The 14,813-nt window shown below is 49.8% G+C and carries 11 protein-coding genes; 5 read left to right on the top strand and 6 right to left on the bottom strand.

The window, feature by feature from the left end:
* Positions 1 to 19 precede the first annotated feature (19 nt).
* Together C491_RS13545 and C491_RS21740 are read right to left on the bottom strand one after the other, a co-directional pair.
* Entirely contained in the window at positions 20 to 2,893 is a 2,874-nt protein-coding gene (locus tag C491_RS13545; RefSeq protein ID WP_083909328.1) for an FAD-binding and (Fe-S)-binding domain-containing protein, read from the bottom strand.
* Positions 2,894 to 3,240: 347 nt separating this feature from the next.
* Positions 3,241 to 4,011 (bottom strand): IclR family transcriptional regulator, encoded by a 771-nt coding sequence (locus tag C491_RS21740; RefSeq protein WP_005557224.1) that lies wholly within the window; start codon positions 4,009 to 4,011, stop codon positions 3,241 to 3,243.
* Between the two features lie 211 nt (positions 4,012 to 4,222).
* Between C491_RS21740 and C491_RS21735 the strand changes: the two genes are divergently transcribed.
* The gene (locus C491_RS21735) at positions 4,223 to 5,020 is read left to right on the top strand and encodes an SDR family oxidoreductase (protein ID WP_005557223.1); all 798 of its coding nucleotides are present in this window, start codon (positions 4,223 to 4,225) and stop codon (positions 5,018 to 5,020) included.
* 208 nt (positions 5,021 to 5,228) lie between these two features.
* Here the strand turns inward: C491_RS21735 and icd are convergent, their stop codons facing one another.
* From icd to C491_RS21730, 3 genes are all read right to left on the bottom strand, one after another.
* Positions 5,229 to 6,485: an isocitrate dehydrogenase (NADP(+)) gene (gene icd, locus C491_RS13535; RefSeq protein ID WP_005557221.1), complete on the bottom strand. Its 1,257-nt coding sequence runs from the start codon at positions 6,483 to 6,485 to the stop codon at positions 5,229 to 5,231.
* Between the two features lie 174 nt (positions 6,486 to 6,659).
* Positions 6,660 to 7,619, bottom strand: coding sequence for an NAD(P)-dependent oxidoreductase (locus tag C491_RS13530; RefSeq protein ID WP_005557219.1), 960 nt, complete (start codon positions 7,617 to 7,619; stop codon positions 6,660 to 6,662).
* A 2-nt stretch (positions 7,620 to 7,621) separates the two neighbouring features.
* Positions 7,622 to 8,056 (bottom strand): universal stress protein, encoded by a 435-nt coding sequence (locus C491_RS21730; RefSeq protein WP_005557217.1) that lies wholly within the window; start codon positions 8,054 to 8,056, stop codon positions 7,622 to 7,624.
* A 234-nt stretch (positions 8,057 to 8,290) separates the two neighbouring features.
* Between C491_RS21730 and C491_RS21725 the strand changes: the two genes are divergently transcribed.
* From C491_RS21725 to C491_RS13505, 4 genes are all read left to right on the top strand, one after another.
* Positions 8,291 to 9,685 (top strand): SLC13 family permease, encoded by a 1,395-nt coding sequence (locus tag C491_RS21725; protein WP_241431318.1) that lies wholly within the window; start codon positions 8,291 to 8,293, stop codon positions 9,683 to 9,685.
* A gap of 138 nt (positions 9,686 to 9,823) precedes the next feature.
* Positions 9,824 to 10,858, top strand: a complete 1,035-nt coding sequence (locus tag C491_RS21720; RefSeq protein ID WP_152421332.1) for a Bug family tripartite tricarboxylate transporter substrate binding protein — start codon at positions 9,824 to 9,826, stop codon at positions 10,856 to 10,858.
* A 171-nt stretch (positions 10,859 to 11,029) separates the two neighbouring features.
* Entirely contained in the window at positions 11,030 to 11,653 is a 624-nt protein-coding gene (locus C491_RS13510; RefSeq protein ID WP_160167158.1) for a tripartite tricarboxylate transporter TctB family protein, read from the top strand.
* A gap of 22 nt (positions 11,654 to 11,675) precedes the next feature.
* Entirely contained in the window at positions 11,676 to 13,148 is a 1,473-nt protein-coding gene (locus C491_RS13505) for a tripartite tricarboxylate transporter permease (protein ID WP_241431317.1), read from the top strand.
* 567 nt (positions 13,149 to 13,715) lie between these two features.
* On the opposite strand, the gene C491_RS13500 is transcribed toward C491_RS13505, so the two are convergent.
* Complete coding sequence (locus tag C491_RS13500; protein ID WP_005557207.1) at positions 13,716 to 14,693, bottom strand: aminopeptidase; 978 nt, start codon at positions 14,691 to 14,693, stop codon at positions 13,716 to 13,718.
* Positions 14,694 to 14,813: the final 120 nt, after the last annotated feature.

Raw genomic sequence — 14,813 nt, 5'->3', positions numbered from 1 at the left:
GAACCAGCTACGTATTATTTTAACCGCTATTCGATCCTGTTTCGAGTAATACGAGTGGGTGGGTCGTCTCACGGCCGAGGTCCGAGAGCTGTTGACTGCACGACGATCCCGTCGTCACCACGGCATCCGGATCAAGCGCGTCGATCTTCGCGTCAAGGTCCTCGCCAAGTGACCGCGAGAGGTTGTAATGTTCGGTCTCATAACCGAACGCACCCGCCATCCCGCAGCAGGTTGCATCGACGACATCGACCTGGTAGCCTGCAGATTCAAGCAATTCTACCGACGCGTGGTCGAATCCCTTTGCCGTAGCGTGACAGTGTGTATGCGCTGCGACGCGTCCGGTTCCGTTCACAGGTCCAAAATCTTCGAGTTGTTCTCGGACCTCGTTCAGCAGGAACGTCGATACGCTTTCGGCGGCGTCCGGCACACTTGCTGTCTCCTCAATCAGGTCATCGTATTCTTGCAATGCGCTGACGCAAGAGGGCTCGCCGGCAAGAATAGGGACGTCCGAATTGGTATACTCGGCAAGTGCTTCGGCGTTGTGAGCGGCGTCCGTACGGGCGTGTTCGACCATTCCCTGTGAGAGCGCGGGGCGACCACAGCAAGAGACGTTGGGTACCTCGACGGCGTAACCGCATCGCTCGAGCAGTTTCACCGCGGCCTGCCCGACTTCCGGATGATTGTACGCCATGTAACAATCCGGAAAGAGCACGACATGGCCGTGGTTGCCGGCAGACGGATGAGCATCATGTCTCTCGAACCAGTCCTGGAAGGACTCCGATGCGAACACAGGTAACTCGCGCCGCCGATCGATACCGACGACTCGTTCGAGAACTGCCCGCCCTGGCAGGAAAGAGCTGAGGCGGTTCGCAATCGGAGCGAACGTGCTTCCGAGTCGGTTGAGTGTCCGGACGTTCGCGAATAGGCGGGAGCGAAGCGGAACTCCGTTCTTCTGGTGTTTCTGATGTTTTAGCTCGGTCTTTAGCTTCGCCATATCGACACCGGTTGGGCACTCGGTTTCGCAAGCTTTGCAGGCGAGACAGAGATCGAGAACTTCCGATTCGAACCAGTCGCTCGTGAGCGCATCCTCGTCGAGTTTTCCGTCAATGGCGGCCCGAAGCGCGTTCGCTCGGCCGCGGGTGCTCATCACTTCCTCTTCTTCAGCACGATAGGACGGACACATAACACCACCGTCGGTGGTTCGGCATTTCGAACACCCGTTGCACTGCTCAATTAGCGAGTCGAACCCGCCCTCGGCATCAAAGTTGAGCGCCGTCTCGACTGTTCCGGGATCATAGCCGTCAAACCGGAGGTTCTCGTCCATCTCGACCAGTTGTCCCTCTGAGTCAGGGACAACTTTCGCCGGGTTGAACACATCGTTCGGATCCGCAGCGCGTTTCACCTTCTGAAATGCCTCGTAGAGCGTTTCACCGTACATCTTCTCGAGGTACTCCGAGCGGAGACGACCATCACCGTGTTCGCCACTGACGCAGCCGCCGACCTCGAGGACGACCTCATGAATTTCTTCGCTAACTGCATCTAGCCGCTCTCGATCCTGTTCTGTTTTCAGATCAAGAAACGGTTTGACGTGTAACACGCCCTGTCCTGCATGTCCGAAAACGCTCGCATTCAGTTCGTACTCGAGAAGTATCTCTCGGATACGCTCGAGATAGTCGGGCAACTGTTCCGGCGGAATGGCTGCATCCTCGATAAACGAAAGTGCCTGTTTGTCTCCGGGCCGGCGGTTGAGGAGAGGATTCGACGCTTTTCGAATCGTCCAGAGCGTTTCGTGTTCTTCTGCGGTCGATGCCCGCTCAACATCGACGGTAGCATCGGTCTTGGCGGCGTGAATGGCTTCATCAATTCGATCGTTGATATCTGCCGCATCACCTTCGACCTCCACGAGTAACGCGGCTCCTGCATCGGACGGAACGCGATCGAATCCCCATGCGTCGCGAGCATAGCCCAGAACGTCGGCATCGACGAGTTCAACCGCGCTTGGATCCGCGTGAAGCGTCGATTCGACGGCAGCAGCCGCCGCAATTACGTCCTCGTAGAAAACCAGTGCCCCGGCCTGTGTTTCAGGAAGTTCACTCAAATTGAGTGTGACCTCGGTGATGATTCCGAGAGTCCCCTCACTTCCAACGATAAGTTTGGAGAGATCAAGCCATGAGCCGTCTGCTGCGACGCTTTCTTCGAGATCGTATCCGCTCGAATTGCGCTCAACATCCGGATACTGCTTATCGATCTCGATGGCATGCTCCTGTCCAATTGAGCGAACGGTACGAGCAAGTTTGCCAAAACGGTCCTCTCGCGAACAGACCTGTTCTAGTTGATTTCCTTCCAGCCGATCGAAAGTAGCGACGGTTCCATCGGCAAGAACACATTTAACTGATCGAACGTTGTCACGGGTCGTACCATGGCGAACGGAGTGGGCACCGGCTGCATCGTTGGCGACCATTCCCCCGATCGTACAACTACTCGATGTGCTCGGATCCGGCGGAAAGTACAATCCCTTTTCAGCGAGACGGTCGTTCAACTGGTCGAGGACTACTCCCGGTTCCACTGTTACGGTTTCCTCTTCAGGATCGACTGAAAGAACACTGTCCATGTACCGTTCACAGTCGAGGATAATTCCCTCGCCAATAGCGTTTCCTGTAAGACTACTGCCTGCTCCTCGTGGCGTAATACTAACAGAGTGTTCACGGGCATACTCAACGACTGTACGAGCATCCTTCAGACCCGATGGAAAGATGATTCCAGCGGGCTTCACCTCGTAGATACTGGCATCGGTTGAATACAATGTTCGCGTCGGCTCACCGAAATCGACATCGCCTTCGAGTATTTGCTCGAAATATTCTGAATGCTGTAAGTGATCCGCTGTTGCTGCCATTGGTCCTTGTTTGAATTGCACGAACATTAATCCCCGCGATATAGACACCAGTTCCAAATATATCAACTAGAACTAGATATACTTAGTAGAAACGCACCCCGATATATAATTCCGCCAGGCGAAACTATGAACCTTACAAACCTCACATATGAGCTTTTATTTTATTAGATACTATCAGATAGAATTAATTAACTGATACACTACCATTTTCGAATGTAGTGGACTCCTAAGAGATATACTCGTTATAAGCCGTATAGGTTTTACATTTGTACTATTGTATACTAGGGCCTGGAAATGGGGCCAACTATAGCTACAATCATAACCAGTGGCAATCTCTAAGACATTATCTACAAATTGTATTTTATATTTAGCTCGAGTTCATTCGCTACTCCAAGAAGAAAATTTTCCAATTCGGTCTCTAGTCGTTCGTCATTTAACCGATGAGCAGGTCCAGAAATACTTAGTCCGCCGATTACTTGCTCGCTTGGACTGGTAATCGCTGTCCCAATTGCGTTTAACCCTTCTGTGGATTCTTCGAAATTGTAGGCGATTTCTGTTTCTCGAATCGTTTCGAGTTCTTCCATAAGCTCTTCCCAGTCTGTAATGGTATTCGGAGTAATTGCAGATAGTTCCTTATCAGGAAAGATCTCTTCAACGTACGCTTCTGGAAGCTGTGAAAGAATAGACTTTCCTGCAGCACTACAATGAAGAGGTCCTCGCTTTCCGATCTGACTGTCTGTTTCTACCGCTTGTTTGCCTGTTTCTGTGTGGACGTAAATTCGATAGCCATGCTCTTCGACGAGGAACTGTGCGCGCTCGCCTGTTTGTTCGGCTAATTCCTTAACTTTTGTTCTCGCCATCCGAAAGGCGGGATCGCGATTCTGGACGGTACCGCCAACTGTCAGAAAGCGCATCCCTAAGTGGTAGATGTCGCCCTTCTTTGTGACGTAGTCGTTTCGTAGGAGTGTGCTTAGATGCCGATGAACAGTACTAGGTGATTTGTCCAGATATTCGGCTACTTCGTTTACTCTACCCCCGTCAAGTGCCTGAAGTGCTTCAACGACGGCGAATGTCGTTTCGGATGCTTGCACCGTTGATGTGGATTGTTTGTTCCCCATGGTGGAGGAGTAGTTGATCCTGGTATATAAAATCCCGTAAGATGAAATGATCTCTGTTATCTATAGAAAAATTAAGAATGCATAGTATCGGTTCTACACCGAGTGTATATAAAATTCCGCAGCATGATAGGTAAGCAGTGAAAGTTACCAAATTTATAAATTATCCTATCATTACCAGTACAAATATGTATCACCTCTACTAATCAAGATTATGGATTTGGACTTAACCGGGAAGTCAGCATTAGTACTGGCCGGAAGTAAAGGTCTTGGACGAGCAGTTGCTACGCAACTTGTTTCCGAAGGAGCAGACGTGATTATCACCTCTAGTTCTCAGGCTAACCTAGAAGATGCAGTCAGGTCTATCCAGACCGAGGTTAACTGTGATGCTGACCGAATTGGATATCGTGTTTGCGATCTTTCTAAATCAGAATCCATTGAAATGGGGATAGAAGATGCGATAGACGAACTTGGTGGTTTAGATATACTTATTACAAACCACGGCGGTCCACTCACTAAAACGTTTAGCGAAACCACGCTTGATGACTTCGATAATACGTATAACGAAGTACTCAGAAGCACAATTCAGGTGTGCCAACTTGCGCTTCCCTACTTACAAGATAGTGGTGGGTCAATTACTAACTTGGTTGCGGCTTCAACGCTCGAACCAAACGTCTCGGGGTCGATTGCGAACGTTATCCGACCCGGAATATACGGACTTTCGAAGACACTCGCGAATGAATACGGTTCAGAGGGTGTACGAGTTAATTGTGTTTCGCCTCGAGGAATCTTCACTGACCGAATTGAGTACAAAATTGATGTACTTGCAGACAAAGAAGATATTACAATCAAAGAGGCAAAAGAACGCCGAGAAGCAGAGGTTCCACTCACCCGGCTTGGGTCACCAGAAGAGTTTGCGCAAGCAGTAACCTTCATTGCTTCACCTGCAGCCGGATTTGTCACCGGTTCAATTCTTCATGTTGACGGTGGTTGGTCCCAGGGTGCGTTCTAGTCAAACCATATGGTGATACGATAATTATCACCACTTCTTTATATAATAGCTAACTTAAAATCCCATCTCCCTACTTGTTCTCACTATTACTATATGTATTGAACATTAGTAGCGACTTCATCCGGATCACCGCAAAAGTAGGTTTGCGGGTCAAAACCCTCGTAGACCGCGTTACGGCGTTCGAGCGGATCTACTACGGTTAACGGTTCTACGACAGTTTCTCGATATTGTTAACGACCTCATCAGCGTACTCGCTGGTAGCAAGCTTTTCGGCGTCCTCGAGCTGACGCTCAAGGTCGTAGGTGACCTTGCCCGAGGAGATGGTCTCCTCGATGGCGTTGCGGACGAGGTCGGCGGCATCATCCCAACCGAGGTACTCGAGCATCATGCGACCCGAGAGGATCATTGCGGTCGGGTTGACCTTGTCTTGGCCCTCGTACTTGGGGGCGGAGCCGTGGACGGGCTCGGCCAGCAGGCGGCCGTCGCCGAAGTTGGCGCCGGGTGCGATGCCGAGGCCGCCGATCTGGGCTCCACAGGCGTCGGAGATATAGTCACCGTTCAGATTCATCGTCGCGAGGACGTCATATTCGTCGGTGCGGGTGAGGATCTGCTGGAGCATGTTGTCCGCGATGCGATCATTGACGACCACGGCGCCATCGGGTGCTTCGCCGTCGCGCTCTTCCCAGAGGGTGTCTTCGGTGATTACCTCGTCACCATATTCCTCTTTCGCGACTTCGTAGCCCCAGTCGCGGAACTGGCCCTCGGTGTACTTCATAATGTTGCCTTTGTGAATGAGCGTGACCGAGTCGCGACCGTGCTCTAGAGCGTAGTCGATTGCACGGCGGACAAGTCGCTTAGTGCCGAACTCCGTGATCGGCTTGATGCCGATACCGACGGGGCCGTTATGGATAATGTTCGTCTGGTCCATCTCGTCTTCGACGAATTCCCTTACTTTTTCGACTTCGTCAGTCCCGGCTTCCCACTCGATCCCAGAATAGACGTCCTCTGTGTTCTCACGGAAGGTAACCATGTCCATCTGCTCGGGCGATTTGACCGGCGACGGGACGCCGTCGAGGTGGTAGGTCGGACGGACGTTCGCGTACAGATCGAGTAGTTTACGAAGACCGACGTTCAGCGAGCGGAAGCCGGCGCCGACGGGCGTCGTCAGCGGGCCCTTGATCGCGACACGGTGTTCCTTGATGGCTTCAACGGTCTCGTCCGGCAGGTTTTCGTCGTACTTCTCGCGAGCGGATTCGCCGGCGTAGACGCGCATCCAGTTGATCTCGCGGCCGGTCGCTTCCGCGGCGGCCTCGAGTACCTGCTGCGCGGCAGGACCGACGTCGCTCCCGACACCGTCACCGTAGATGATCGGGATGATCGGACTATCAGGAACTTCGAGGGAGCCGTCGTCTGCAAGAGAAATCTTCTCACCATCTTCTGGAACCGTTACCTGATCATATGTCATGAACATTCGAAGTGATACTCTCAACGATTATAAATCCGTCTTCTTGCCGGTCTCACGGCTTGGGCTGACTGGGGTGAAAATTCTTACAGCTAGTGGATCGACGCTGAAGCGATATCAGGTCAGTTGAGAGCCATGCGTGGCTTTATTTATTCTGCTAATGTCGTAAAGTCTGTACTACGATGGACGAACTGCAACAAATCGTTCTGGCAACCTATCATCATTAATATACATATTAGCGAGATCTGACAGAGTATCGATAGCAGCCTCCCGTGCATCAATTGTGGACGCCCCAATGTGGGGTGTGACAACTATATTATCGTATTCATGAAGGGATGAGTCGGATGGCAATGGCTCTGTTTCGAATACATCGAGACCAGCACCTGCGATCGTTCCGTCGCGAATGGCCTCGATGAGAGCTTCCTGATCGACAACTGGTCCGCGTGCAGTATTTACAAGTGTTGCCCTCTCTGACATCAATTCAAGAGCTTCTCTGTCGATCATTCTGCAGGTTTCCTCAGTGAGTTCAGCGGTGACGATGACAGCATCGGATGATGTAAGTAACTTTTCGAGTGAGGCACGCTCAGCGCCAGTAATCTGCGTATCTATCTCGTGAATGTACGGATCATAGGTGAGAATATCGACGTCGAACCCGGAGAGCAGACCTGCTACTCGACTGCCTACATTTCCGAACCCGATGATACCAACTGTCTTCCCTGCGACTGGCTGACTGGTCGGCATTGAATCACGCCAACCACCTGCCTCGAGTGTGCGCTGCCCGAGAATCACGTTTCTATTAACGGCTAACAACAGCGAGAGCGCGTGTTCGGCGACGGAGCGGGCATTAAGCCCGGGCGTGTAGACGACAGTAACATCGTTAGCTGCTGCAGCCCCCAGATCAATTGAATCGAGACCGGTACCGATCTTGGCTACAAGCCGGAGGCCGGTTACCTCTGTTAGCACCTGTCTGGTGACCGGTAGTCGAGACGTTGTAAAGAGTACTTCCTTGTTCTCGAGGGAACTAATGAGTGCCTCTTCAGTGTTATCGACCCCGAACTCAAGGTCAATACTGTCATCAACGCCTGCACAGAGTCGCTCAGATGGCTTAATATCCTGATCGACGAGTCCCTGAATCATCTTTACTCTCCGTCCTGAATAACTGCTACAACTGGGCACGGTGCGCTGAGGAGGACAGACTGAGCAACGCTCCCAAACAGAGCCTTCCCGACTGGAGATCGCTTTCGACTACCAACGACAATATAGCGTGCATCATTATCATCTACATAGTCTACGAGTTCATCAGCCGCATCGCCAACAAGCCCAACGGGGTGATATGTATCAACAACTCCCTTAGCTGCCTCATCAGCTACTTCTTTTGCGAAGGAGCGAATTTCATCCATTGAAACAGTCGTTCCTGTTTCTTCGACGCTGGTTTGTTCGATTTCCCGAAACTCCTTCTGGTTCAAAACGTGTACAACATGTACTTCGTCATTGAATCCACTGGCAAGATTTTGTGCCTCCTCGAGTACCTGATCATTTGGTCCGTCCCGATCGACGGCAGCAACTATGGGCATACGTGCCATGGTAGATAGCAGAGGTATATATAGGCACATGGTTTAGTGATTCCGATTATCCTTATATATGTGTGCATGAAGATGAACATTAATGGGTTATGCACCATATGATTGCTTGCCTGATCAGCAGGCTTTTCAACGGTGTATAGATATACCTTACAAATAAGATTTCAAATGGGAACTGATGGATCTGATACATCTTCTCGACAAACGCAACTAATTCAGTGGGGAGGTATGATCATTGCAACCCTTGTATTGATATCCGGCGTACTTCTCCCGACTGCACCCGGTCTCGAGCCAGATATGCAACTTGTTCTCTCTATATTTGTATTTACAATCGTACTCTGGATTGCTAAACCAGTTCCGTTTACTGTTTCGAGTATATTAGCGATGGGACTCTTATTTGCCCTAGGGACTACCGATTCGTTTGATCAGGCAGTAAGTGGTTTCGCTTCAGAGCTTGTCTTCTTCCTTTTCCTCTTAATATTGCTAGGGAACACGATATCAAAAACAGGGTTGGATGAACGAGCAGCTAGACGGATGCTCTCTACGCAAAGTACACCCTTCCAATCGATTCGTTCTCTTTCGACGAATTTATTTGCGCTTTCATTTTTCATGCCATCTGCTGTCGCACGTGCAGTGACGTTTATTCCGCTTGTACACCGTATTTCCGATGTCTACGATTTAGGCCGAAAGAGCAATTTCGAAAAATCCTCGTTTTTCATTCTCGGTCACGTGAATCCAATTGCCTCAATGGCCCTTATGACAGGTGGTGGAATGGCGATTATCACCTCTGAAATCATTCGTTCTTCAGTCCGACCAATTACATGGGTTGAGTGGGCAATCTACATGATACCTCCTGTGATGCTATTGTACGCGTTCTCGGCATTTTCTGCCGCCCGATTATATCCTGTCAATAACTCAAAGACAATATCGGACTCAAAGGCCACAAGTGATCTTTCCCAGTCAGTAACCGATAACGAAAACGAGTCACAACCTTGGACGAAGGATGAACAGATTGTAGCGTGGGTGATGGGAGGCACAGTTCTTGCATGGGTTGTTGGGTCGTTTATAGGAATTCCAGCGATCATTCCGGCAATCTTCGCTGTTGTAATCCTTTCGCTGCCCAGGATTCAGGTGATCACTGCTGAAGACGTTCAGTCAATGAGTTGGGGTATTCTATTTGTAATTGGGGCAATGTTCTCAATTTTGGAAGTGATGGAGACAACGGGCACACTTGATTTCATTGTTCAAAGTGCCACTGATTTAATCCCATTTGGTATGATGACGCTTTGGCAGAGCGTCGCAGTGTTGTTTGCTATTGCAATAGTCATGCGATCCCTATTTTCGACGGCATCTGCTGCCATTACGGTTGTTCTTCCTATCGTTATTGAATTTGGTTCCGTGTTGGGAATCAATCAATTTTATCTCTCTCTTTCGATCTTAACAATAATTGGATCGACAACTTTTCTTCCCTTCAACACGACCTCAGTTCTACTATCTTTCGACCGTGGGCCGCTCAGTATTCGAGATGTATTCATTTTTGGTTGCGTGACTATGATCTATGCATTTGTCGTTGTTCCTCTTGCTTGGCTCTTCTATTGGCCCTTCATTGATAGCGTATTATGATCTCCCTATAATCATGCAATAAAATATATACATTTGTAAATATTCACGTGAAACCTAACCAATATCCAGTAGAGAAGAGTGGAGGAGTTCTTAGCAACCAATAATTATATATAGTAGCCTTCCCGACTATGGTATGCAATGGGGAAAGATAACAGAGACCGCGGTATCGGTAGAAGGTCGTTTGTGAAATGTGCAGGGGCAGCATCCGCTGTGTCGTTAGCAGGGCTTGCCGGATGTCTTACCGACGATGAGGGGGATGGTGGTGATGATTATCCAAGTGATGACATTCAATTCATTATTCCCTTCAGTGAGGGTGGTGGAACCGACGTCTACGCCCGCGAGATGGGCCCAATGCTGGGCGAAGAACTTGGTGTGAACCTCCCAATCGAGAATATTTCGGGTGCAGCATCTCTCCGTGGTACTGGCGAGATGATGCATTCCGAACCAGATGGATACACCGTAGCAGCGTACAATCCGCCATCGACACCGGTTTCTGAGATGGTAAACGAACAGGACTTTGATCTTACAGAGGCTACAGGGTTGGGGCTTTTTGCTACAACACCGTTTGTCATTGTTGCACACCCCGACTACGAGATCGAAGACTATGATGATCTCATTGACCGGTATGATGATGGTGAACTCGAAATATTCAGTGGGAAAGAACGCGGCGGTATCGATCACGTTATGGCGAAAGTCATGCGCGAAGAACATGGGATCAACTGGGAAGAATACGTTGGATACGATGGTTCTGGCCCAGCTGTAGAAGCAACGATGTCCGACGAAGTACCTGCCGCAATCAGTACCGACACCGCTGCTGAGGCGGCGGTTGCGGATGACAGCGTCGACTTGGTTTGTGTGCTTGCCTCCGGTGGATCTGGCGTCTTCCCTGATGAAGAACCGGTTACAGAACAAGGATACGAAGAGATGGACTATCTTGTTGAACTTTCCCGTGGTATATATGCTCCCCCAGAAACGCCGGATGAAGTTGTTGAAGCATGGGAAGATGCTTTAGAGACGGTAATGACCTCTGAGGAAATGGAAGAATGGTCTGAAGAAACTGGCAACGAAATCATTTATGATGATGGTGCAGCAGCCGAAGCAGTAGTTGAAGAAGCGTATGAGCAGATTCCCGACGTAGTCGACCTCGACGACGTTCGGGATGCAGCCGATTAATTCTTTCCTATCCACTCCTGACCCTAGAAAACTATTAAATATCCTAACGTAGATTTGATCAAGTAGCATTCCAGTATATCATACAATACAGCACCATCGAAACCTCTTTGTCAATTCTTCAAGCGACTTAATAGCCAATCTTTATAGATGATGAATACACAAGCGATGAGTATGGGTACCAACCCACTATTTCAAAAAATGGCGGAGAGAATTGACATGGAGAAAGCTCTCCTCGGTTTAATGCTTGCCTCGGCGCTCTACATGATTTGGGAGTCTTACAACTTCGAAATCGCTGAAGCTGCTACGTTTCCGAGGCTTACAGCTGGTTTTGTCGTTATTGGAACCGTTCTGCTATTTTTCCGTCCGTACCTTCCAGAGCCCTTGTACACTTTCGTGGCGGAAGATTCACAAATAGTCGGGGCTGAAGAAGAGTTTGAACCCGGGCAAGAGGGAGTTGAAGTCGAAGAAGAGAAGATTAAAACTGCGGAAGAAAATGAGGTAGAGTCTGAGGAAGAGAACGAAGCGAATAACGAACTAGAGTCCTCCGTTGGCCGTCCACTTCCAGATCCTATGTTTACGGCTTTTTCAGCGGTTGGTTATGGAATCGTCGGGTACGCTGCCGGTATCTTATGGATCACTCCTATATTTGTAGCGATTTATGGAATCTGGTACAAACTATCATCGCGTGTTATTATCTTTCTAGTCCTTCTCTCATTTGCGATCGCGTTTGGATTCATGGAAGCACTCAACGCCCCACTCGATAGTGGTGAAATTATAAATCAGGGGGGTATATAAAATGAGTATCGTTCAAGCCCTAATGGAGGCAACGTCCATAGTATTCAGCTGGCCTACTATTGGTTGGGTCGTCGTCGGACTCTTCCTCGGAATAATCGCTGGTGCACTTCCGGGGGTCGGTGCAGCACTGGGGATGGCGATCGTTTTACCGCTGACATTACCATTACAACCTGTCGATGCCCTCATCGTTCTCGTCGGAATGTACAGCGGAGCGATGTATGGTGGATCAATCTCGGCGATTCTTGTAAACGTTCCCGGGACAGGGGGGTCCGCAGCAACGACATTAGATGGGTATCCAATGTCAAAGAAGGGACAGGCCGTCGAAGCACTTGCGATTTCCGCCACTGCCTCAGCAATCGCGGGTTTCTTCTCAGTGGCAGCCCTCATATTACTTTCACCAGTTATCATCGAACTCGTTCTGGCGTTCGGTTCACCGGAGTACTTCGTAATGGCCATCCTCGGTCTCGCACTGATTACTGTTGTCGTTCGCGGATCAATCGTTAAAGGGTTGACTGCTGGTGCTTTTGGGTTGATGATCACTTCAATCGGCATCGCTCCCAATAGTCCTGAACTTCGATATACGTTCGATAGTCTCGCCCTATATGACGGTATCGATTTCATTGCGGCCCTCATCGGTGTGTTCGCTATTGCCGAAATGATCAAACTCTCTGCTCAAAAAGGCGGAATCGCTGGAGAGGCGATTAATATGAGTGGCAGTGCCCTGTCTGGTGTGCGCACAACCCTCAGCCATCCGATTAAACTACTCAAATCGGGGTTCATGGGCATGTTTATTGGTGCGATCCCTGGTGCCGGAGCGACAGTCGCGAATTTCTTCGCATATGGTGAGGAAGTACGGTCCTCAAAGGATTCCGAATCTTTCGGCACTGGTAATCCACTCGGTGTCCTTGCCACTGAAGCATCCAACAACGGGACAATTGGTGGTTCGCTTGTCCCTACAATTTCATTCGGTATCCCTGGTAGCGGCGCTACCGCAGTCCTGCTTGGTGGACTGTTATTACACGGTCTGCGTCCTGGTCCGGACATGTTCGAGGGCGAACTTGCGACTACCTACGCGTTCCTGATCGCGTTATTGATTGGAAATATCTTCATTCTCTTGGTTGGAGTGTTCCTTGTCACACGACTGGGAATCTTGACTAAGGTCGAAACGAACGTTATCATTCCAATGGTTATCGTCCTCGCGATTCTTGGTGGTTATACTCTCGATACTAATTGGATTGATGTCTGGACTGTACTGGGTCTCGGTGTTATCGGATACTTCATGGTGAAGTACGATTACTCGATCATCGCGTTTCTGCTTGGCATCATATTGGGTGAAATTGCTGAAGAGAACCTTATGCGATCACTGCAACTCTCCGGGGGATCGTATGATATATTTGTCATGAGGCCACTTTCCCTTCTACTTGTAATCATGATACTTGTCATCTTGTTCGGACCGTTTATCAAATCTAAACTCAAGGCTTCGTTCAATAATTAGCCAAGCATCTCTTGGCTTAATTTCCTGCCTCCTGCAGTTTAGGAATAATTTCCTTCTATCATGAGACAAGCGTTTCAGACGCACTGTCAGCCCTCTATCCCTGTCAACGCCATAATGTTCAAGCGGTGCGCTCAGGCTTACCAGCACACCTTATTTTAATCACTTAATTGATATCAAAACAGGCTCAATGTAGGGACTACTGTAATTTAGTCTCGGGGAGATGGCCCGCCCACGAGCCACTTAGGGTAAGACTCCAATATCCTTCTGTAATGGATTCACCGTTTATACAAAATCTGCGCTTGAGGACACCAGGAATTGAAGTCTATGATCTCTCCTGTCAACGATTACGGTTACAGTGCTTCCCAATAAGCCAATGTCTCGGCGGAAGAAACAGCATAAATAACTTCGTCGAACATTGTGGCGCAATTCGTCTGCGAGTTCCCCACATAGGCCGAACCCTTTAGAGGAAATTCACAGCCAAGGTCACAGATGTTAGTACAATAGTCTATCCTAATAGTGCAAATCTAAGTTGAGACTTAAGATGACCAAAAATGCGCTGATTAATCCTTAGAAGAAAGTGAATTCACCGTCTTCAACGACGACTTCACCGTCAAGCTCGAGCGTCGGTTCCGCCATCATGGCATCGAAGTGCACGGGTGCTCGGGTCGTTCCGCCGAGGTTACTGCTTGTACCGATTCCAAAGTGGACGTTGCCATATCGACCGTGGTCGTTCGAGAACCAACCGTTGAATTCGGGGCATTCTGGATTCATTCCTACTGCGAGCTGTGCAATGTTGTAGACAGCAGGATCATCATGTTCCTCCCAAACACGCTGGATAGTCTCGGCCTCTTTGCCCCCCTCGACGGAGGTAACAGCACCGTCCTCGATTTCCATTGTTACTGGTTCCTCGAGAACGCCAATGTCAAGGTTCGGAATCGCACCGTCGAAGACAACGGTACCTTCGGTCGTCCCTTCTACGGGTGCAATATTCGATTCGATGTGGACTAGAGCAGTGAACTCGCCGGATTCGTCGGCGATACCGGGGTGGGCGTTCCCTTCTCGCCCATCTAGGCCGACGGTAACGTCCGTCCCTTGTGGAGAGGTAACACGTGCCTCACTGGCCTCGCTGAATTTCTTGCCCATCTCCTCGCAGTGGGGTCGCATTCCCTCGTAGTCAGCGTAGAGGCCGCCACGGATGAGTTGCTCGTCGGTGAATTTCACCATGCTGATCAGCCGCGCTCCGTTTTCTTTGGCCTTCGCTGCCGCTTCCGAGTGGGTGATCGATCGGTGGACTGGCGTAATGATGACATCCGCCTCGAGCATTGCAGCGGCGACCGTCTCGTCAGGTTCGTTTCCGTCGTACTCTCGGGGGTCCATGAGCGTCATCGAGACGTTGGCGTCGCGTTCCTTCGCGGCCGCAGCGACCCGCTCGGCAACGTCTGCTACCTTCCAGTCGCTAACAACGAGAACGTCCTCGTCGGGTTCAATGGCTGCACATGTTTCAACAACGATACTTGCGCCTTTCATCTCCTGAACGGAGTCCATAACCCATGTTCTATGAGCGAACTACTAATATATTCCTGTCGCTCGGCTGAATCCCACATCTGATCGCTGCCACCTATAATAATCCAATTTCGCCTTGGTCAAATTAGCCTTGGTCATAGC

It is taken from the genome of Natronococcus amylolyticus DSM 10524 (genome assembly GCF_000337675.1).
Lineage (GTDB): Archaea > Halobacteriota > Halobacteria > Halobacteriales > Natrialbaceae > Natronococcus > Natronococcus amylolyticus.
This window is presented reverse-complemented; position numbering and strand designations above follow the sequence as displayed.